Annotated in this window: 18 protein-coding genes; all 18 read left to right on the top strand. The window is 48.0% G+C overall.

The genetic code is table 11. The annotated features are described in order from the left end of the window. Window positions 1–258 precede the first annotated feature (258 nt). The 18 genes from mfd (at window position 259) to nadA (ending at window position 22,528) form a co-directional block, all read left to right on the top strand. Entirely contained in the window at window positions 259–3,786 is a 3,528-nt protein-coding gene (gene mfd / locus MKY87_RS16060; RefSeq protein ID WP_340965383.1) for a transcription-repair coupling factor, read from the top strand. After that, window positions 3,770–4,930, top strand: coding sequence for a peptidylprolyl isomerase (locus tag MKY87_RS16065; RefSeq protein WP_339787462.1), 1,161 nt, complete (start codon window positions 3,770–3,772; stop codon window positions 4,928–4,930). The genes mfd and MKY87_RS16065 overlap by 17 nt, the downstream gene beginning before the upstream one ends. A 330-nt stretch (window positions 4,931–5,260) precedes the next feature. Beyond that, on the top strand, window positions 5,261–5,803 hold the full coding sequence (gene spoVT, locus MKY87_RS16070; RefSeq protein WP_036606123.1) for a stage V sporulation protein T: 543 nt from the start codon (window positions 5,261–5,263) through the stop codon (window positions 5,801–5,803). Between the two features lie 166 nt (window positions 5,804–5,969). Then, window positions 5,970–7,718 (top strand): putative polysaccharide biosynthesis protein, encoded by a 1,749-nt coding sequence (locus MKY87_RS16075; protein WP_340965384.1) that lies wholly within the window; start codon window positions 5,970–5,972, stop codon window positions 7,716–7,718. Window positions 7,719–7,867: 149 nt separating this feature from the next. Then, window positions 7,868–9,361, top strand: a complete 1,494-nt coding sequence (gene mazG, locus MKY87_RS16080; protein WP_340965385.1) for a nucleoside triphosphate pyrophosphohydrolase — start codon at window positions 7,868–7,870, stop codon at window positions 9,359–9,361. Window positions 9,362–9,668: 307 nt separating this feature from the next. Further along, on the top strand, window positions 9,669–9,941 hold the full coding sequence (locus tag MKY87_RS16085; RefSeq protein ID WP_017691362.1) for an HU family DNA-binding protein: 273 nt from the start codon (window positions 9,669–9,671) through the stop codon (window positions 9,939–9,941). After that, window positions 9,941–10,219, top strand: a complete 279-nt coding sequence (locus tag MKY87_RS16090; RefSeq protein WP_017691361.1) for an RNA-binding S4 domain-containing protein — start codon at window positions 9,941–9,943, stop codon at window positions 10,217–10,219. Before MKY87_RS16085 ends, MKY87_RS16090 begins: the two co-directional genes overlap by 1 nt. 172 nt (window positions 10,220–10,391) lie before the next feature. Next, on the top strand, window positions 10,392–10,676 hold the full coding sequence (yabP, locus tag MKY87_RS16095) for a sporulation protein YabP (RefSeq protein ID WP_036606119.1): 285 nt from the start codon (window positions 10,392–10,394) through the stop codon (window positions 10,674–10,676). After that, window positions 10,673–11,242, top strand: coding sequence for a spore cortex biosynthesis protein YabQ (yabQ, locus tag MKY87_RS16100; protein WP_091039114.1), 570 nt, complete (start codon window positions 10,673–10,675; stop codon window positions 11,240–11,242). The genes yabP and yabQ overlap by 4 nt, the downstream gene beginning before the upstream one ends. Window positions 11,243–11,253: 11 nt before the next feature. Then, window positions 11,254–11,589, top strand: a complete 336-nt coding sequence (locus MKY87_RS16105) for an FtsB family cell division protein (protein ID WP_278297461.1) — start codon at window positions 11,254–11,256, stop codon at window positions 11,587–11,589. A gap of 198 nt (window positions 11,590–11,787) precedes the next feature. Continuing rightward, the gene (locus MKY87_RS16110) at window positions 11,788–12,318 is read left to right on the top strand and encodes a S1 domain-containing RNA-binding protein (RefSeq protein WP_017691357.1); all 531 of its coding nucleotides are present in this window, start codon (window positions 11,788–11,790) and stop codon (window positions 12,316–12,318) included. A gap of 473 nt (window positions 12,319–12,791) precedes the next feature. After that, window positions 12,792–15,299: a stage II sporulation protein E gene (spoIIE, locus tag MKY87_RS16115; protein ID WP_340965386.1), complete on the top strand. Its 2,508-nt coding sequence runs from the start codon at window positions 12,792–12,794 to the stop codon at window positions 15,297–15,299. An 85-nt stretch (window positions 15,300–15,384) separates the two neighbouring features. After that, window positions 15,385–16,137, top strand: coding sequence for a VWA domain-containing protein (locus MKY87_RS16120; RefSeq protein ID WP_340965387.1), 753 nt, complete (start codon window positions 15,385–15,387; stop codon window positions 16,135–16,137). Next, entirely contained in the window at window positions 16,121–17,068 is a 948-nt protein-coding gene (locus tag MKY87_RS16125) for a serine/threonine protein kinase (protein WP_253428901.1), read from the top strand. Before MKY87_RS16120 ends, MKY87_RS16125 begins: the two co-directional genes overlap by 17 nt. A gap of 44 nt (window positions 17,069–17,112) precedes the next feature. After that, window positions 17,113–18,552 (top strand): tRNA lysidine(34) synthetase TilS, encoded by a 1,440-nt coding sequence (gene tilS / locus MKY87_RS16130; protein WP_340965388.1) that lies wholly within the window; start codon window positions 17,113–17,115, stop codon window positions 18,550–18,552. Window positions 18,553–18,604: 52 nt separating this feature from the next. Next, window positions 18,605–19,144, top strand: a complete 540-nt coding sequence (gene hpt, locus MKY87_RS16135) for a hypoxanthine phosphoribosyltransferase (RefSeq protein ID WP_278297458.1) — start codon at window positions 18,605–18,607, stop codon at window positions 19,142–19,144. Between the two features lie 100 nt (window positions 19,145–19,244). Then, the gene (gene ftsH / locus MKY87_RS16140; RefSeq protein ID WP_253428908.1) at window positions 19,245–21,290 is read left to right on the top strand and encodes an ATP-dependent zinc metalloprotease FtsH; all 2,046 of its coding nucleotides are present in this window, start codon (window positions 19,245–19,247) and stop codon (window positions 21,288–21,290) included. 299 nt (window positions 21,291–21,589) lie between these two features. Then, entirely contained in the window at window positions 21,590–22,528 is a 939-nt protein-coding gene (nadA, locus tag MKY87_RS16145; RefSeq protein WP_340965389.1) for a quinolinate synthase NadA, read from the top strand. The last annotated feature ends 13 nt before the right edge of the window (window positions 22,529–22,541 follow it).

The raw sequence follows: 22,541 nt of genomic DNA on the forward strand, positions 1-22,541 counted from the left end.
GGATCGAATGACAGTTGAGGGCGGTTGCGTAATAACGCTCCACCTTTTATAGCCTTGGCAGCCTGCTGAGGCTTCTTTTCAGTTGGCATGAAAGCCATCGCTAGCTCGAAATTAGGCTCAGCCGCATCAACAGATGTGGCAATGTTGCGAGTAATCCGATATGATGAAACAGGACAAAAAGGAATTTGTATCCATTTTAATAGTGATGCTACGCGTATGCGTGAGATAATCAAGTAAGTTATAAGAGAGGTGCCCCTTTTGTTACAAGCACTTATACAGGCTTTTTCCAAAGATCCGGACTTCGGGTCCATTACAGCCGGAATCAAGTCCGGCATGAAGGAACAATTGGTTTCGGGTCTATCCGGCTCGGCGCGTCAGATTATGCTGGCTGCTCTGCATCAGGAAATGAACCGACCATTGCTCGTAGTAACGCACAATATGTTTTCAGCCCAAAAAATTGCAGAAGATTTACAGGAAGCGCTTTCACCTGATCAGGTGTTGATCTATCCTGCCAACGAACTTGTCGCTGCTGAAGCTGCTGTTTCCAGCCCGGAAACATTGGGTCAGCGTATTGATGTGTTGGTCCGCTGCGCCCAGGGATTCAGGGGCGTTGTTGTTATTCCATTTTCCGGGGTAAGACGTTATGTTCCACTTCCGGAAGTGATGGCCAATGCTCGAATTTTGATTAAACAGGGCAACACACTTCAACTGGACTCCTTCCTGCTGGAGATGGTAAAACTCGGATATGAGCGTGTGGAGCGCGTAGAATCTCGTGGTGAGATGAGTGTACGCGGAGGTATCATCGATTTCTATCCGGTTACTTCATCGATCGCATATCGAGTGGAGCTATTTGATGACGAAATCGATTCCATTCGGACATTTGACCCGGCCGATCAGCGTTCAATTGAACGGATTGAAGAGATTACGGTTTTGCCATGCAAGGAATTAATTGCAGATCGTGAACGTATGGAAAAGGCTGCCGATGCGGCTGCTATTTTGCTGGAGCAACAGCTGGAGAAAATGACGGATCGACAGGCGAAGCTGCGTCTTCGTGAAGAAATTCACCGGGAGATCGAGCTTTTGCGGGAGCACGTGTATTTCTCTGAAATGTATAAATATATTTCTCCGCTCTATCCGGAGAACAAAACGATTTACGACTATATGCCAGAAGATACCCTGCTGGTTCTTGATGAACCTGCGAGACTATCGGAGACATCCAAACAGCTGGACCGTGATGAATCGGAGTGGAATCTGCATCTGATGCAAAACGGAAAAACGCTTCCGGATCTTCCATTATCCGCAGACGGTGATGAACTGTTGTATGAGCGTCCATTCCAGACGCTGTTTATGTCGATCTTTTTGCGTCAGGTTCCACATACCCAACCACAGAACATTCTGAACTTTATCAGTCGTGGCATGCAGGATTTCCATGGACAGATGAACGTATTGAAGGCAGAGATGGAGCGCTGGCAGAAGGCTGGAGTTCAAGTGCTCATGCTGGCGAACGGTGAGGAGAGACTCGAGCGGATGCGCCGGGTACTGATGGACTATGATATTCCAGAGCCAGAGATGATGATTGGTAACTTGCAAACGGGATTTGAAATGCCGTCCATTCATTTGGCTGTCGTGACCGAGGGCGAGATGTTCTCGCAAAAACAGCGTAAAGTACGCAAACCAATTCGGAATGTAGACAATGCTGAACGGATCAAATCCTATAGTGAGCTAAAAGTGGGCGATTATGTCGTTCACCAGAACCACGGGATTGGTAAGTACCTTGGTATCGGCACCCTCGAGGTTGGCGGTATTCATAAGGACTACATGCATATTCTCTATGCGGGTGGAGACAAACTGTCTGTACCGATTGAGCAGATCGATCTGATTCAGAAATATGTTGGTTCCGAAGAGAAAGAACCGAAAATATACAAGCTGGGCGGCAATGAGTGGACACGGGTTAAAAATAAAGTCCGCACATCCGTACAGGATATTGCTGATGATCTGATCAAGCTGTATGCCGAGCGTCAGACCTCCAAAGGGTTTGGATTCGACAAGGATTCTGCGGAGCAGCAGGAGTTTGAGGACATGTTCCCTTACGATGAGACACGTGATCAGGTGCGTGCGATCGAAGAAATCAAGAAGGACATGGAACAAAACCGTCCAATGGACCGTTTATTGTGTGGGGATGTTGGTTACGGCAAAACCGAGGTGGCTATTCGGGCTGCATTTAAAGCAGCGATTGAAGGCAAACAGGTGGCGGTACTCGTGCCAACAACGATTTTGGCACAGCAGCATTTTGAGACGTTCCGTGAGCGCTTCTCCGGTTATCCGTTCAACATTCATGTGCTTAGCCGGTTCCGCTCCCGTAAAGAGCAGAATGAAACGGCCAAAGGCATCAAGGCAGGCACAGTGGATATTGTCATCGGGACGCATCGATTGTTGTCGCAGGATCTGGTGTTCAAGGACCTGGGACTGCTCATTGTCGACGAAGAACAGCGCTTCGGAGTAACCCATAAGGAGAAACTGAAAAAGCTGAAAACCAATGTGGATGTGCTGACGCTGACGGCAACGCCGATTCCGCGTACGCTTCATATGTCCATGCTGGGTGTGCGTGATCTGTCCGTTATCGAGACTCCACCAGAGAATCGTTTCCCGGTACAGACCTATGTGGTTGAACACAGCCAGGCGCTTGTTCGTGAAGCCATTGAGCGTGAGCTTGCCCGTGGTGGGCAAGTGTATTACCTCTACAACCGTGTTCAGGGAATTCAGGAGATGGCTGCCGAAATTTCTGAACTTGTGCCTGAAGCCAAAGTTGGTGTGGGACATGGTCAGATGTCGGAAACAGAGCTGGAGAAAACGATTCTGGACTTCCTGGATGGTGAATATGACGTGCTTGTGAGCACAAGTATCATCGAGACCGGGGTAGATATTCCGAACGTAAATACACTGATCGTACATGATGCGGATAAAATGGGACTCTCCCAGCTGTATCAGCTGCGCGGACGTGTGGGTCGTTCCAACCGTATTGCGTATGCCTATTTTACGTACCAACGGGATAAAGTGCTTACTGAAGTTGCTGAGAAACGTCTGCAATCAATTAAAGAATTCACTGAACTGGGTTCAGGATTCAAAATTGCCATGCGTGACTTGTCGATTCGTGGTGCGGGAAACCTGCTAGGAGCGGAGCAACATGGTTTCATTGCTTCCGTCGGGTTTGATCTGTATTCCCAGATGCTCGCAGAGGAGATCAACAAACGAAAAGTTACGATGCTTGGCGAAGAGCCGGTACCTTCAGACCAGTGGAACACAACCCTGGATCTCAGTATCGATGCCTACTTGCCGTCCGATTATATCTATGACAGTATTCAGAAGATTGAGATCTACAAAAAAGTGGCGGTTATTGCATCCTTCGACGATGCGATGGAGTTGGAAGACGAATTGGTTGACCGATTCGGTGATCTTCCGGAAGCCGTCATTAACTTGCTGGCTGTTGCGCGGATGAAAGTATACGGCAAAATCTACGGTATTGAGTCCATTTCCCAACGTGGTGAGGACATTACCGTGAAGTTTTATGAAGGGCGTGAACATGCCTTTGAACTCTCGAAAATCGCGCACATTGGAAATCAGTTCGAAAGACGTGTACAATTTGAACAAGGACCCCATATGCTGATTCACGCTAAAGGCAAGGGGCTTGGGGATAAGCAACTGATGGAGCTGGTAGAGAAAATTCTGGAGTCCATGAAAACTGCTTTTAAATTAAAGGGGGAACTAAAGGATGTTACCAAAGTATAAAAAAGTAGGAAAAGTACTGTCTGTGAGCATGGTCGCAGTACTATCCTTATCACTGCTTGCTGCATGTGGCAAGAAGGAAGAAGCAAAAACACCGGAATCGACGGATACAAGTGCTGTAGTCGCTACGTATGATGGTGGTACCATTACAGCCAATGAATTCGACATGGAGCAACGTGTTATGAAATTCCTCTATCCGGAGTATGCACAAATGATGGATATGGATGATTTCAAAGAGTATCTGGTAAAACAGGAAGTTGCTTATGAGTATCTGAGTGGCAAAGCAACTGAAGAAGCTAAAACAGCAGGTGCCAAAGCGGCAACTGAGCAATTCGATAAAATGAAAGCTTCTGTTCAGGCAGATCAATGGACAGAAATGCTCAAAGCTCAAAACCTGACAGACGATAACATCAAAGACTACATGACTCGGATCATGACAGTTATCAAAGACAAAGAAACAGGCGTTACGGACGATGCCATCAAGGCTGAGTTTGAGAAAAACAAAGATCAGTTCACAACAGCATCCGTTCGCCACGTGCTGATTAACTTCACAGATCCAAAAACGCAAAAAGAGCGTAAAAAAGAAGATGCACTTAAAATTGCAAAAGAAGTAAAAACCAAGTTGGACGGCGGAGCTGATTTTGCTGAAATTGCAAAAAAATATTCAGAAGATCCAGGTTCTGCTGAAAAGGGTGGACTGTATGAAAATACACCGGTATCCACTTGGGTAGATGCATTTAAGGAAGCTGCAAAAACATTGCCACTGAACAAAATCAGTGATCCGGTTGAGACGGAGTACGGTTACCACATCATGAAAGTGGAAGCTCGTACTGAAGCGGACTTCACCAAATTGACGGCTGAGCAAAAAGAAAGCCTGAAGAGTCAATTGGCAGCTGCTGAGATCGATACGTTCATGCAAAATGAGTTGGACAAAATCGTAAAAGAAGTGAAGTTGCCAAAAACAGAAAAAGCTGAAGAAGGCACAACTGAAGGTACGACTGAAGGAACAACGGGTACAGGAACTGAAGGAGAGAAAACAACCGAACCAAAAACGGATGACTCCACAGGTACGGATACCAAGACTGACCAAGGTACGACTGGAACAGACAAAGATGCAACTACAGATGAAGGTACAAGCAGCAAGTAAGCTGGTAAAATTGCTGTGTTAGCATACGTTAGGGTTAAATTCGCCCGAATGAATGCCTTGTACTACGGTAAATATGGACAACCATACAGAGAAGCAAGGGGAGGACTTAGGACCTCCTTCTTGCTTCTTCTTGTATATATTCAAGCCGTATGGGTACATGGTCGCCTTCTTCGAAAGTTACACAACTATATTCTCCGAAGCATGTATAAGGAAATGGGAACAGATGAATACTATGGTCAAGATATCACACTAAACGTTCTGGGACTTTCCTCTACCCATTAAGGAACAGTAGTTGAAAAATCTTCTCGAGAAAGTGGGGCAACATGTGAAATGAAAGCTACTGGTATTGTCCGCCGTATAGATGACCTTGGTCGTGTGGTCATTCCAAAAGAAATCCGTCGTACGTTACGTATTCGTGAAGGTGATCCACTGGAAATTTTCGTGGATCGTGATGGAGAAGTTATCCTTAAAAAATATTCGCCAATTGGCGAACTTGGTGATTTTGCCAAAGAATATGCAGAATCCCTGTATGAGAGTACAGGACATGTAACGATGATTTCTGACCGGGATACCATTATCACGGTGGCAGGTGGTTCGAAAAAAGAGTATTTGGACAAGCAGGTAGGTCAACTGTTAGAGGGATGTATGGAAAACAGGAAGACCATTCTGGAAACAAACAACGGTTCTTATGAACTTAGCAAAGATCATGACGAGACGTTATCCTCTTTTGTTATTGCGCCGATTATTTCAGGTGGTGACCCCATCGGAACGGTTATCCTGTTCAATAAGGATGAATCGGTGAAGATGTCTCAGATGGAAGTGAAGATGTCCGAGACAGCTGCTGGTTTCCTTGGCAAGCAAATGGAACAATAGACCGCAGATCAACTCCTGGTGCCCTGTCTTGGGCATACGGGAGTTTTTGCATTTTAAGGGACAACGAAGTTAATCCGGATGATTGTGATGGGGGAGGGTTAGTCTGTGTGCCTTCAGGCAGTTATAATAACAAGGTATGCTTAAAAGGATTACGCGGGAGGGACTTATGAAACAGCCGTCTACAGGCTCAAGGCTGCTACAGGGTGCATTTATACTTGGGCTTGCTGCCATTATCTCTAAAATTATTGGTGCTTTTCAGAAGATTCCGCTGCAGAATCTGGGGGGAGACGGTGTATTTGGCATCTACAATACGGTATATCCGTTATATATGCTCATTATTACACTTGCTGCTGCAGGACTGCCTCTGGCCGTATCCAAATTCGTAGCAGAGCAGAATGCACTTGGAAGACCAGACGAGAGCAGAAGAATTATTCGACTATCTTCCTTACTGCTCGGGGGAATTGGAATTATAATGGCGCTCTTGATGTATGCAGGTGCGCCACTGATCGCTGACATGATTGGCAACCGCCATGTGGTTCCATCGATTCGTGCAGCTTCATGGGCGTTATTGTTCGTCCCGGTGATGACAGGGCTGCGTGGATATTTTCAGGGATTACAGCAGATGGTCCCAACAGCGGTATCACAAGTGGTGGAGCAGACGATACGTGTCACCGTCATGATTATTCTGCTTCTGTGGTTGATGAGACGGGACGCTTCGCTTGAGACTATTGCCGCTGGTGCCATGATGGGCTCCGTTGCCGGCGGAATGGTTGGGCTGCTTACCATGTTAGGGTATATGGCCCGTCATCGGCGGAAAGGCAAGGAAGTGCGAACCGGGCAACTGGTTTCGGAATGGAGCAGTAACGGCGGAGAGGTTAGAGCGGACAGGCATGAGCGTCAGGAGCATAGGCTGGTTACGCTGCAAAAGAAAACGGTGAGTGCTATTAATCCCGCTCTGGGAGAACGGCCACGATCCAACGGGGAATGGATCAGGACGCTGCTCATGTATGCTATTCCTGTCTGCCTGGGGTCGCTCGCCGTGCCGTTGATGAATCTGGTGGATACCTTCACCGTACCACGGCTTCTAAGGGGAGAAGGACTGGATGAGCTCCAGTCGATGGTTTCCTTCGGCATCTACAACCGTGGATTGCCGCTGGTTCAACTGGTGACGATGCTTGCCACGTCACTATCTGTGTTGTTTATTCCGGCGATGGCGGAAGCCCGGTTAAAGGGCGGGCCAGAAGCCGTCCGGCAGCAAGCAGGCCTCGCGCTGCGCTGGTTCTGGTTAATCGGCCTGGCGGCATCCGCGGGTCTCGCGGTGCTGGCGGAGCCGATTAACCGCATGCTGTACGGAGATGCCGCAGGCACCGAAGCACTGCGGTACATGGCGCTGACGGCTGCGGGCAGCACCGTCAGCATTATTGCGGCGGCGCTGCTGCAAGGCCTCGGCGCCGTGCGCGCACCCGCGTTCAGCATGCTGGCCGCCGCAGGCGTCAAGGCGCTGCTGAACGTCATGCTTGTGCCTGCGCTGGGCATCAGCGGCGCGGCCCTGGCAGGGGCAGTCGCCTACATGCTGGCGGCTGGCCTGAATGTGGCGCTGCTGGCGCGACTTGTCGCCCTGCGCCCTGCCCCTGGCGCCGTCCTGGCGAAGCCGGCGCTGGTGATCGCCGCCATGAGTCTGGCGGCGGTAGGCACGGCCTGGGCCGCCGAAGCGGTGCTCGGCGGCATGGGTATCGCGGCCGACCGCCGGCTGGCCGCGGTGGGCGTGAGCCTGCTGGGCATTGCCGCAGGCTCGGCCGTGTTCTTGCTGGCTGCGGCCCGGACAGGGCTACTGACCGCCGCGGAGCTGGCGGCTGTGCCCAAGTTGGGGCCTCACCTTGCCAAGCTGCTGCGCAGACTCCGTGTGCTGCGCTAGCTTCATGCTCACGGTGCTTCTACACCCAGCACAGCTAATATGCAATTATAGGATATCGAATGATTCTGGTATAATACGTGTAATTAGTCCTGTTCAGGCACGATGAATCAGTGAGCCTGAACAGGATAGTCCGGATGGAGGTTTACGTAATGAGTGCAGCTTTAACCGTAGTGGGTCTTGGATCTGGAGATGCAGACCAACTGACCGTAGGTATTATCAAAAAAATGAAACATGCAGCTACGCTGTATGTACGTACCCTGGATCATCCCGTATTGAATGATCTGAAGCAAGAGGGGCTGGAGATGACATCATTTGATGTTATCTATGAGGCGAAGTCCTCCTTTCCTGAAGTGTATGATGAGATTGCAAATCAACTGATAGAGGCCGCTCGCAAGGGTGAGGCCGGAACCGAGATTGTGTATGCCGTACCTGGTCATCCGATGGTGGCAGAAGCAAGTGTACGCCTGCTCAAAGAGCGTTGTCCGCAGATGGGCATTTCACTGCGTGTCATGGGCGGGGAGAGCTTTCTGGATGAAGCTTTTATACGGCTTGGATTTGATCCAATCGAAGGGTTTCAACTCCTGGATGCCAGCAGCCTGAACACGGAATTGGTACAACCACAGCTACATACGTTGATTGGACAAGTCTACGATGTGTTCACTGCTTCGGATGTGAAGCTATGCCTGATGGAGGTTTACCCGGATGATTATCCGGTATTTGTGGGTCACGCGTTGGGTGTACAGGGCCAGGAGGTCATTCACAAGATTCCATTGCACGAACTGGACCGGATTGAAGGGTACGGCAATCTGTCACTGATCTATGTACCGAAGAACACCGATGATGCCTTGCGTCGCAGATCCTTTGCGCGTTTGCATGAGATCGTGAACATTCTTCGTAGTCCTGGCGGCTGTCCATGGGATCAGGAGCAGACACATCAATCCATTCGCAAAAACCTGATTGAAGAAACCTATGAGGTCATTGAGACGATCGATGAGGATGACCCCGACCATATGAAAGAAGAGCTGGGTGATCTGCTGCTGCAGATTTTATTGCACTCCCAGATGGAAGAAGAAGTGGGCACATTTAATGTGTATGATGTCATCGAAGGTTTGAATGATAAGCTGATCTTCCGCCATCCACATGTGTTTGGCGATAATCAGGCAGAAGATGCGAATGAAGCTCTTCTGAACTGGGAACAGATGAAAGCAGAGGAGAAGAAGCGCAAAGGCCAGGATCAGCAGAAAGTTTCCGTGCTGGATGGTATACCGCGTGACTTGCCTGCATTGATGAAGGGATACAAGCTACAGAAGAAAGCAGCCAAAGTTGGCTTTGACTGGGATGATGTTGAAGGTGTGTTTGCCAAGATCGAGGAAGAACTGGCGGAGTTGAAAGAAGCGGTGCAACAAGGCCAGTCTGCGGAAGAACGGAAGCTTGAACTGGGGGATTTATTATTCGCAGCCGCGAACGTTGCAAGATTTATCGATACGGACCCGGAAGAGGCACTTGCTGCGACCAACCGCAAGTTCGTTGGGCGGTTCCAGTATATCGAGGAGCGTTTGCGTGAACAGGGAAGAACACCAGCAAATAGCAATGTAGAAGAGATGGAGCAATTCTGGCAGGATGCGAAGAAGGCAGGGTTATAACGGGTTCAATTTTCTGGAAAATACCGATAAACCTTATTCCATCATGTTATGCAGTGTGTTATGATATACGAACATGTGTTCATCTGTGTAAACTGGAGTTGGTGTTTAGCGCCGGATAGTTTCGGGTACTGGTCTTAGACTGTTCCCTGCGGACCATCGACAAAAAGCTAAAAAAAGTCGCGGACCAAGGCAGGATTTCAGATGCCAAGCCAGAATACATGTGTAGTGACCTAACGCGAATCAGCGGCAATCCATGTATTGTCAGGAATCGCAGATACTTTTTTTTCAATTTGGGAGGCTTTTAAAAATGAACAAAACAGATCTGATTAACAACATTTCAACCAAAAGTGGTTTGACTAAAAAAGACGTTGAGTCCGTATTGAACGGCTTTTTGGGAGAAATTACAGATGCACTTGCCAGCGGAGACAAAGTACAATTGATCGGCTTTGGCACTTTTGAGACCCGCAAACGTTCCGGTCGTACCGGACGTAACCCACAAACAGGGAATGAAATCGTGATTCCTGAGTCTACTGTTCCTGCATTCAAAGCAGGCAACAAACTTAAAGAAGCCGTAAAATAATGCGTCTTGATAAATTCCTGAAGGTCTCCCGGCTAATCAAACGCCGCACAGTGGCCAAGGACGTCTCTGAACAGGGACGTGTTCTGGTGAACGGACGTGAAGCAAAGCCCAGCGCCGCTGTCAAAGTGGGCGATGAGCTGACGGTTCAGTTCGGTCAGAAACTGGTCACCGTGAGGGTGGAACGAATTGCCGAGAGTACCAAGAAGGATGAGGCGAGCAGCCTCTACACCTTGGTGAAGGAAGAGCCGATCGCCAAGGATAACGGAATGAACTGGTAACAGTACATCTGGTATTAAATATTCATTCAATGCAAGTTAAATCGAAACGTCCTCCTGTAAAAGGGAAGGGCGTTTTTGTTTTTACTGGATGCCCAGTTATTTGTTCAACAACGCTGGTTCTATTCGAACCTCCACACCCATAAGCTAGGTGTAAGAAGGAGGGGTACATGCCATGGTTGAGCACGGTAAGGCCAAACAGCATCATCTGAGCATGCAGAATCGGAAACTGCTGGATCTGACGGGTGTCTCCAACGTGGAGAGCTTCGACAGTGAGGAATTTTTGCTGCAGACTGAACTTGGGCATCTGACCATCCGGGGGCACAATTTACATATCAAAAACCTGAGCCTGGAGGAAGGTCTGTTATCCATTGAAGGCACAGTCAGTTCGCTCCAATATCTGGACCCCGGTTCCCAGTCCAAAAATGGTAAAGGCCTGTTTGGCAAGATGTTCCGATGAGTCCGGACACTCAATGGATCACATTGATGTGGATGCTTACTTCGGGGGTCGTGATGGGAATGGCCTACGACAGTTACCGGGTACTGTCCGGACAGCTGCGGTTTCCGAGATGGAGTATTCACACGCTCGATCTGTTGTACTGGGTTGCTTCCGCGCTGTTCGTTTTTCGGATGCTATACGCCGGAAACCACGGACAGTTGCGGTTTTATGTCTTTTTGGGGCTGATTATAGGGGTTTGCTTCTATTTTTGGCTTTTAAGTGTTACAACCCAGCGTTTTGTGGTAATGTTAATTAAACTCGCAAGAACGCTGATTCATTGGTGTGGACATATCCTTAACATCCTGATCGTTATGCCGGTTAAAGGAATTTATAAGTTAATTCGCGTATTATTCGGTTTTGTAATTGCGATACTATTATTCCTGGGCAGGCTGGTGCTGCAGTGTTTGGTACCTTTCGGCAAGTTGTTCCGCTGGATGTTTAGGCCGCTCCTGAAACATTGGGTAACGCCACGCTTCATGATCCGTGTGGGTACAAGAATTGCAGCGATGTGGAAACGCTGGTTTTAAGGAGGTCCGTAATGGGTAAAACACCTGTGGGCAGAGCAAAGGCTCCAACTAACCAAGGAAAATCTGCCGGTGCAAAAAGGCGCCTCATGCTTTGGATGACGTTTATGATTGTATTTGTAATATGGGCAGGATATACATTCCTTGTGCAGACTGCACAAATTTCGGACAAGAGTTCTCATCTGGCCACTCAGCAAGCTTCAAAGGAAGATACCTTGAAGAAGCTGGAACAGTTGAAGTACGAAGTCAGCCGGTTGAATGACCCTGAATACATAGGACAGCTGGCACGGAAAAAAGGATATTATCTTCCTGAGGAAACGCCGATCCAGGTTGAAGAGTCAGGGAACTGATGAATTTCGGTCTATTACCGAGCTAGGTTTGTTATCCGTGTGTCTGAAGCCGTTAAACCGGAAAAAATAGGCTCTCTGATGGGGTAGTGTTCAGTTGACCTTGGTTTACGGCATAAGGTATAATTACATTAGCGCAGCATTGATTTTGGCATTCAAAAAATCGGGTTGTATATTTTTAAGGGAGGATCATTTTATTCTATGGCAATTGAAGTGGGCACCAAGTTAGAGGGCAAGGTGACAGGAATCACGCATTTTGGAGCATTTGTGGATCTGTCAGGAGGTGTCACGGGTCTCGTTCACATCTCGGAAATCGCCGACAATTACGTCAAAGATGTCAACGACCACCTGAAGCTGAATGACCTCGTTACAGTGAAGGTTATCAACGTTGACAAGGATGGCAAGATCGGACTTTCCATTAAGCAAGCTGTTGACAAACCGGTTGAGCAACAAACCCAATCTAGACCCCCGAGAGCTCCTAGACCGGAACGCAGTGGAGGAGATCGCGAACGATTCAGCGGCGGAGGCCCAAGTGGTGGCCAAGGTCGTGGTGGTGGCGGCGGTGGATTTAACCGTGGTGACCGCGGAGGCCGTTCTTTCAAGCCCGCAGCAGGCAAACCTTCATTTGAGGATAAAATGTCACGCTTCCTGAAAGATAGTGAAGAGCGGATCTCTTCGCTTAAGAAGAACACAGAAGGCAAACGCGGAGGCCGTGGAGCCAAGCGTGTGTAATCTGTCACAACCTGATCTAAACATATAAGTAAAACCGTTAGCCCATGGGCTAACGGTTTTTTTGCGTTTCTTTCACAGATAAGTAGTTGAATAGCTTTTTTTGTAAGGTGAAGCTCCATATCCCCAGTTTTTCTGCACGGCAAAATGGAACCATAAGAACATTTGTCGTCTACCATTTTTTACCGACAGGTTTCCGTGGCATTCCACAGTTATCCTGCTCAAATGATGGCGAGACCCAATCATCGCCGGTTCAAAATCAGACATTCCGATTGTCGGAATCAAGTAGGAGAATGAATGAAACCACAATAAGGCCGGGGGTTTCGCTCCACCGCGCCAGGCTTGTTTCTTTTGTCGTAAACTTTTTGGACCCTGCCCACCTATTCTGACAAACTACGTCTTCTAATCTATCTATAATCAGAACCATCGAGAACGAAACACGAAAATTCAAATTAATCGAATGGGGTGCCTTGAGGATGATGGAAAAGTGGAATGTCATTCAATTTCCGGGAATGAAAGCAGGTAAAGGAGGTACGGAAGCTCGGGAGGAGCTGTCTGTACGTCTGAAACAATGGCTTGGCTCCCGCAAGGCTGTCCAGATGGTTGCTTCCCGCAAATGGGTACTGCTGCTAACGTTTATGGGATTCCTGCTCGGAAAGGCGATGATCCTGAATGAGTTATCTCCCTTTGCTATTGCTTACTTCGCCGTGATTGCTTTCATGCGCAGGGATTACATCATTCCGGTAGGCGCCGCTCTACTCGCAGGTAGTCTCTTTGCACCGTTTCCAGTACCACTCATTGTTGCATCGGAGATCGCTATCTTTTATCTGCTCTTTCGTGGGCTGGAGTCATATGATCGTGCTGAATTATCTTATGCGCCGACGATGGTGTTTACCACTACATTTATGGTCAAATTATTCGCGGTCGTGATCGGGCCATCCTTCAGCTGGTACGCTATGCTGATGCTCACGATGGATTCCATATTAAGCTTTGTGCTCACCCTTGTTTTCATACAAGCCATACCGATCTTCACCTACCGCAAAAAAAAGTTCAGCCTAAAGAACGAGGAGATCCTCTGCCTGATTATATTGCTTGCTTCCGTTATGACGGGAGCCGTAGGGTGGACCATTCAGTCCTTATCCGTCGAGCATATGCTCTCTCGTTATCTCATATTAATCTTTGCGCTGGTGGGCGGAGCCCCCCTCGGAGCCTCAGTTGGGGTCATTACCGGCTTGATTCTGAGTCTGGCTGACATGTCAGCGGTGTATCAGATGAGCCTGCTTGCTTTTGCCGGGATGCTGGCAGGCATGCTTCGAGAGGGCAAACGTGCGGCGGTGGCACTGGGCATGCTGCTGGGTTCGTCCATTCTATCCATATACTTGGGTGGTCCAGGTGATGTGATGAATTCATTATGGGAGACATGTGCGGCTATCGTTCTGTTTATGTTGACACCTAAGAGTCTGATGACAGCGATATCCAAATATGTACCAGGTACGCAGGACCATACAAAATCCCAGCATGAGTATGCCAAACGGATAAGGGATATCACGGCAGAACGGGTAACTCGCTTCTCGCAGGTATTCCGTCAATTGTCACGCAGCTTTGATCAGATGTCCGGTGCGGGCGAGCCAGTACAGAAAGAAGGTGGAATGGATCATTTCATGAATGCGGTTGCCGAGGGCACATGTGCAAGCTGCTTCAAGCGTACGCAATGTTGGGATGCCAAGTTTATTCAGACCTACAAATACATGACCGATGTGATGAGTACCATTGAAGGGAACCCGGAGATTTCAGGCAAGCAGATTCCAGTGGAATGGAACAGGGTGTGTGCGAAGCCTGAAGAGGTACTTGAAGTCATGCGTGCCCAGTACGGGTTGCATCAACATAACATGCAGTGGAAACGCCAGATTATTGATAGCCGGCAGCTGGTTGCAGAGCAATTGTCCGGTGTATCTCAGGTCATGGAGGACCTGGCCAAAGAAATTCAGCGGGAAAGTGAGGAGATGGTACAACAGGAGGAACAGATTCGGGATGCACTGGAGTCACTGGGCCTATCTATTCACTCTATTGAGATAATCAATCTGGAAGCGGGCAATGTGGAAATTGAGATCGTACATGCATATACACGGGGATTCGATGAGTGCCGGAAAATGATCGCTCCGCTGATCTCGGATGTACTGGACGAACATATTGCCGTCTTGCATGAGACGATGACCGACCCTCGCCAGGGACTGGCGACTGTTACGTTTGGTTCAGCCAAAACGTTCGAGGTAACCACCGGTGTTGCTGCTGCTGCCAAAGGGGGAGATGTCATGTCAGGCGACAGCTTCAGTACAGTGGAGTTAGGCAACGGTACTTTCGCGGTGGCGCTCAGTGATGGAATGGGCAATGGGGAACGGGCACGCATGGAGAGCAGCGCGGCGTTGAACATACTGGAGCAGTTGTTACAGTCCGGCATGGACGAGAAACTGGCGATCAAATCCGTGAACTCCGTTCTGATGCTGCGCTCCCCTGAAGAGATGTATGCCACAGTCGATATGGCGCTGATTGATGAATATACGGCAGAGACAACGTTTATGAAAATCGGATCGACGCCAAGCTTTATCAAACGTGGACAGGAGGTTATTCAAGTTTCAGCCAGCAATTTGCCAATCGGTATTATTAAAGATATTGAAGTGGATTTGGTGACGGTACAGCTACAACCAGGTGATATCCTCATTATGATGACGGATGGCATCTATGATGCACCGGGGTATGCTGTGAACAAAGAGTTATGGATGAAACGGCTCATTCAAGAGATTGATACAGATGATCCACAAGATTTGGCCGATTGCCTGCTTGAAAGTGTCATAAGATATCAGCAGCATGAAATTTTGGATGATATGACCGTCGTTGTTGGAAAAGTAGAGCATTTCCGTCCTGAATGGGCCACACTGCGTGTGCCTGGCATCAACCGGATGGAACGACCACGGACCGTCAGCTAATTGCATATTCTTCTGTTTGAAGTCTCTTCATTCTGGCAATGCTAGTCATAGAGTTGGAGAGTAACGAATAACGGAGGGATATCGGATGAAGCAAATCTTATTGATCACCGACGGTTGTTCCAATGTTGGACCAAGTCCGGTGCTGGCAGCGGCCGAAGCACAGGAAGAGGGCATTACGGTTAATGTAGTTGGCGTGATTGATTATGGAACCATTGGTGAGTTGGGCAGCCGTGAGATTGAGGATATTGCCAGAGCCGGAGGTGGAATCAGCCAAATTGTAGGTACACGGCAGCTTGCCCATACCATGCAGATGATGACAAGGAAAACGGTGGTTCAGACTATTCAGCAGGCGGTTAATAGAGAGTTAACACAAATTTTGGGAGAGAAGGAGCCCAAAACGGTAACCGATCTGGAGCCTGCACAACGCGCACGGGTCGTGGAAGTGATGGATGATATGGCTGAAACTACAGCTTTACAGGTGATATTGCTAATAGACGTCAGTGCCAGCATGAAGCCCAAACTGGCTGCGGTAGAAGAAGGCATTCGCGATTTAATGTTGAGTTTGCAGGCGCGTGTAGGTCAGAGCAAGCTTTCCGTATTTCATTTCCCGGGACGACACAGTGGAGAAGATGCGGTAATGGATATTGACTGGACAACGGATCCAGGCCATGTTCGGTCCCTGTTTGGAAGGTTGCAGATGAAGGGTGCAACGCCGACAGGTCCTGCAATTCAGAAGGTGATTGATTTTTACCGTTATGGTACACTGGAGAAACAGCAGGAAATAGAAGGGAACTATCGCATTGAAAGAGAAGGGATGCTCGGTGACAACGTTGTCTGACGCCTCTTTCCCGCCAGGAACAGTGGTTACAGGGAAATGGAATCGCAGTCGTTACACGATTCGGAAGCTACTGGGCAAAGGAGCCAATGGCATCGTTTTTCTTGTCCAACGGGGTGAAAATGGCAAACACTACGCGCTAAAAATGGGATTTGATCCGGTAGATCTGCAATCGGAAGTCAATGTGCTCAAATCTTTTCAACTACAGCGTAATCATGAAGCCCTTCGGCAGAGCGGCATTCCTTCCTATCTTAAAGATGTGGATGATTATGCCGTTCGTGGCCGGGATATTCCCTTTTATGTGATGCGTTACGTTAGAGGTGAGGCTCTTCATCACTTCATTCGGCGTCAGGGAACAGACTGGACACTTCTGGTTGGACTTAGGCTCTTGCAGAAGCTGGCACAATTGCATCAGGCGGGATGGGTGTTTGGTGATCTTAAACCCCAGAATGTGCTGGTATCCGATTATGGGCAGGTGGAATTGATCGACTACGGCGGAGTTACGTCTATTGGTCGAAGCGTTAAGCAGTTCACCGAATGGTATGATCGGGGCTTCTGGAATGCAGGCAGCCGTACAGCAGATGGTACCTATGATGTGTTTGCATTTGCATTATTGTTGATTCATGTACTTGAAGCAGACGCGCTCAAGGCACTGGCAGCAGAAGGATTACCGCAACTGCGAAGTGTGAATCAGCTCGTAGCGCTGGTGGAGCGCAGTGAACGACTGGGTCCTTTTCGCAATTGGACGATTCAGGCACTACGAGGTCAGTTTCGTGATGCAGGTCATGCGGCACAAGCGTGGAAGGAAATGATGGCTCGTCCCACGCCACTTCGCCGTCGTTCCAAAAGTACAACACCGCGCTGGCTTAAGAACGCATTCGCTGTATCTGTGATATTACTTATTGGAGTGCTCATCTATGCACTACGTTTCTGATCTGTGAGAGTGCATATACATAACGCAAGGAATGAGGAACAGGTATGGAGGCTTTACGCTGGAACATGCTGGTGAAGAACGTGCTGGATGCAGCGGAAGAGCATCAGTTATGGGTTCCCGGGGATCGGATTATCGTCGCAGTATCGGGCGGGCCGGACTCGGTGGCTTTTTTGCATATCATGCACGAGATCAGCAAGCGGCATGTCCCGCTTGAATTGATCTGTGCGCATGTGCATCATGGTTTCCGTCCCGAATCTGATGATGAAGCGGAGAAAATGATGGAACTGGCACAGCAGCTTGGCATTGCATTTGAATGGACCAAGGCCGATGTTCCTTCATATATGGAGCTAACAGGTCAAGGACCACAGGAGGCAGCCCGCAACAAGCGATACGCTTTTCTACATGAAGTAGCTACCAAATATAATGCGGCAAGCATCGCTTTGGCACATCATGCGGATGATCAGGCGGAGACAGTCATGCTTCATTTGCTTCGTGGAACCGGCTTGTCGGGACTCTCAGGAATGAAGTTTAAAAGGCGAGAAAAAAATGTGGAACTTATTCGTCCATGCCTTCGTATAAACAAGACAGACCTTGTAGAAGCTTGTAATACCCAGGGTTTTATGTATTTCAATGATGAAAGCAACGCCTTGCGTAAATATCGGCGTAATGCCATTCGCTTGGATGTGCTTCCTTTTTTGGGGCAGTATAATGGACAACTCACGCCGTCATTGAATCGGCTTGCCGAAATTGTGGGTGATGAAGACGATTTCATGGAGCAGAGTGCATATGACACATACAGGTGTCTAGTGCAGGTGAACGGCGGAAGGCAAACCTTTGAGGTGCCTTCCTTCTTGAAGTTACATGTCGCTTTACAACGAAGGTTGATTAAACTAATATTGAATTATCTGCCTTTGGACAGTGATTTTGTCGACTTTACCCGTATAGAAACCATTCGACGCAAGGTCATGGAGACCCATGTGACGACCTGGAGCCTGGATATAGGACAGACACTCGCCTGCACTCGGGAGTATAATCTGATTTCTTTTGGCATACGGACGGACGTACAGGATCAATCTTACGAGTATCGTCTTGCGCAATGGAGTGGAACTTATGAGCTTTCACTCACCCCAATTAATCGATATATTCGGTTGATGACGGTGAGTCCCGAGGACTATCATGTACCGGAATCGGCGGATCAAGCCGCGTTTGATGCGGATCAACTGCTTATGCCGCTGGTTGTGCGTTCACGGTTACCTGGAGATACCATGAAAGTAATGGGATTAAACGGAAGCAAAAAGGTGAAAAATATTTTCATCGATGAGAAAATCCCCCCATCTGTCCGTCCACGTATTCCTGTGGTATGTGATGGAGCAGGTCATATCATCTGGTTACCGGGTGTTCGACGGTCCAATGTGGCTCCTGTCAGGGAGGGCACTTCCGCAATCCTGTACATGACTGTAGGCGATTCAGCGATTCAGGGGTAGTGGTTATGGTTCAGGTAAGGCTTTCATAGTATAACTTAGGAGGTTCGCACAGTTGCAGAACGACATTCAGGAAGTATTGATCAGTGAAGAAGAAATTCAGAGTAAAGTCAAGGAATTAGGCGCAACACTAAGTGCCGAATATGCAGACCGCAATCCTTTGGTCATTTGTGTGCTCAAGGGTGCGTTTATATTTATGGCTGATTTGGTTAAAAACATAACGGTACCTGTTGAAATGGATTTTATGGCGGTATCCAGTTACGGCGCTTCCACCAAGTCATCCGGTGTTGTCAAAATCATTAAGGATCTGGATGTATCCGTTGAAGGACGGGAAGTTTTGATTGTCGAAGATATTATCGACAGCGGACTTACACTCAGCTATCTGATTGAACTGTTAGAAAACCGCGGTGCCGAATCGGTGCGTGTGGTTACGCTGTTCGACAAGCCTTCAGGCCGTAAAGTTGAGTTGGAAGCTCATTACACAGGCTTTGACATTCCTGACGCGTTCATCGTTGGTTACGGTTTGGATTTTGCGGAGAAGTACCGGAACCTGCCCTATATCGGGATTTTGAAGCCGGAAGTCTATAGTAGCTAATATCCTGCCCGACCCAAGCCTTGAGCTGTTCTTGGCTTCTGTTGAGAAGCCATGTCGGGCTATGTTAAAATAATTAAAGTGTCTCGAGAGGAGGTAGGGGATGAATCGGTTCATCCGGAATTCTGGTTTTTATTTGATTCTTTTTTTAGTTGTGGTGGGGATAGTCCAGTTCGTCAGCAATGGCGGCGAAGCCACCGATAATCCTAGATATGATCAGTTGCGTGCAGCGATCAAAGCCAACAATGTCTCTGAATTGACGGTTCAATTCAACGGTCAAACGTATCTCGTGACCGGTCAATACAAGAAGGCACCTGATGGCGCCAAATCAGAAAATTTCTCAACGTATATTCCTCCTACGGATGAGGCAATTAGTGAGCTTGTAGCTGCAAGTGAAACTAACAATTTCCAATATCATCAGGAGCCAATGAAAGGTGACAGCATCTGGTTGACGTTGCTGACTTCCTTTATTCCTTTGATCATTATGTTCCTGCTGTTCTTCTTCCTGTTTAATCAGGCTCAAGGCGGCGGCGGTAAAGTAATGAACTTTGGTAAAAGCCGTGCTCGTCTCTATAACGAAGAGAAGAAGCGGGTTACATTTGAAGATGTTGCGGGTGCTGACGAAGAGAAACAGGAACTTGTTGAGGTTGTAGACTTCCTCAAGGACCCTCGTAAATTCGCAGCAGTAGGTGCACGGATTCCTAAGGGTGTATTGCTCGTAGGCCCTCCAGGTACAGGTAAAACGTTGCTCGCTCGTGCCGTAGCCGGTGAAGCGGGTGTACCATTCTTCAGTATTTCAGGTTCCGACTTCGTTGAAATGTTTGTCGGTGTCGGTGCATCACGTGTACGTGATTTGTTTGAAAATGCGAAGAAAAATGCGCCATGTATCATCTTTATCGATGAGATTGATGCTGTAGGACGTCAGCGTGGTGCTGGTCTTGGTGGTGGTCACGATGAGCGTGAGCAAACACTCAACCAGTTGCTCGTTGAAATGGACGGTTTCGGAGCTAACGAAGGTATTATCATCGTAGCTGCAACGAACCGTGCAGATATTTTGGACCCTGCCTTGCTGCGTCCAGGACGTTTTGACCGTCAAATTACGGTTGACCGCCCTGATGTAAGAGGTCGTGAAGCTGTCCTGAAAGTACATTCCCGTAATAAACCACTGACTAAAGATGTGAAGATGGATATTATCGCGAAGCGTACAACAGGTTTCTCTGGGGCAGATTTGGAGAATCTCTTGAACGAAGCGGCATTGCTAGCAGCACGTCGTAATCGTAAAGATATTTCCATGAAAGAAGTTGACGAAGCGATTGACCGTGTCATCGTTGGTACGGAGAAGAAAAGCCGTGTCATCAGTGATCGTGAGAAACGAATCGTTGCTTATCACGAAGCAGGCCATACCATTGTAGGATACTTCCTGGAACATGCTGATATGGTACATAAAGTGACCATTATCCCACGTGGACGTGCGGGTGGATATGTAATCATGTTGCCAAAAGAAGACCGTATGCTGGTTACCAAGCAGGAACTGTTGGATAAAGTAACCGGACTTCTCGGAGGTCGTGTAGCTGAAGAATTGTTCATCGGAGAGATTGGTACTGGTGCATACAGTGACTTCCAGCAAGCGACAGGTATTGTTCGCAGCATGGTTATGGAATACGGTATGAGTGAGAAATTGGGACCTATGCAATTCGGAAGTTCACAAGGACAGGTATTCCTTGGTCGGGATATCGGTCATGAACAGAATTACTCGGATTCCATTGCGTATGAGATTGATCAGGAAATGCAACGCTTTATCAATGAATGTTATGAGAAATGTAAGGACTTGCTTGTTAAACATTCAAAAGAGATGCATCTGATCGCTCAAACTTTGCTTGAGGTAGAGACTTTGGAAATGGATCAGATCAAGCAATTGATCGAAACTGGTTCCTTAACTCCAAAAGCAGAGAACGACAATGATGGTGAAGGCACACCAACTGAAGGCGGAGAGCCAATCATCGACAACATCGGTGATGTGCGTGTCCGTATTCAAGGTAAAGATGAAACGCCTGAGCCACCAGCCGGAGATATCCCAAACGAAGCTCCGAATCTGGAAAAGGGTAATAACAATAACCCGGATGATGGCGGAACGAAGCCAACGTCTTAATGCATAATACATCTGGCTAGGACAGCAGGTGAAATCAGGAGAGCCCTCGGGCTCTCTTTTTTTATCCATTATTTCAAAAGAGGATAGATAAAGATAAACGGGAGTTAGATGGCGAACCAGTTAGCAAACAGGTGGTTAAGGCGCTGTACTGGGCCTTTTTCATTTATTGACAGAGTCGTGAACGTTGTGTAAATTAGTTGTTAAACCGCTTGTGATTCGTTTCTCAAGCGAAGTTAACGACTTAGGTTAGCCCTACGAAACAGCGCATGACGCTGTCCCGATAAAGGAGAGGATCACAGGTGGAAGCTCTGGCTTTAGAGCGCAAGGCTGAGATGAACCGCGAGCTGCGTGAGCGGCTGATGGAATTGAAGAAGGAACGTAATGCCATTATTCTTGCCCATTATTATCAACGTGATGAAGTACAGGAGGTTGCTGACTTCCGCGGAGATTCGTTTCTGTTAGCCCAGAAGGCAGCACAAACAGATGCAGATGTGATTGTTTTCTGTGGTGTTCATTTTATGGGTGAAAGCGCTAAAATTTTGGCGCCGAACAAAACAGTTATTATTCCGGATGAACGTGCGGGCTGCCCGATGGCAGATATGGTGAACGTGGATGGACTACGCAGATTGAAAGCACAACACCCTAACGCCAAGGTTGTTACTTATATCAATTCCTCGGCTGAGATTAAGGCTGAGACTGACATCTGTTGTACTTCAGCGAATGCGGTTCGGGTTATTCAATCGGTGGATTCTGACGAAATTATCTGGGTACCTGATAAAAATCTGGGACATTATGTGCAGCAGCATACAGACAAGAAAATGATTATCTGGGAAGGTTACTGCAACACGCATGATATGCTCACAGTCAAAGATGTCGTGGAGATGCGAGCCAAGCATCCAAATGCAGAGTTTGTTGTTCATCCAGAGTGTCGACCTGAGGTTGTAGAGATGGGTGATTTTGTAGGTAGCACAACAGCTATTCTGGAGTATTGCAAAAATTCATCAGCGAAGGAATTTATCGTAGGTACCGAAGATGGTACAGGATATCAGCTTCGTCTGGATAGTCCGGATAAACAGTTCCACTTTGCTACCAAGTTTCTTGTATGTCCCAATATGAAGGTGAACAACTTGAAGAAACTGGTGAAATGCCTGGAAACGATGAAGCCGCAAATCTACGTGCCACCGGTTGTTGCCGACAAAGCCAGAGAATCACTAGAGCGCATGTTGTTGGTAAAATAGGATGCGCTACTCT

The sequence above is a fragment of the Paenibacillus sp. FSL R7-0198 genome, from assembly GCF_038000415.1.
Classification (GTDB): domain Bacteria; phylum Bacillota; class Bacilli; order Paenibacillales; family Paenibacillaceae; genus Paenibacillus.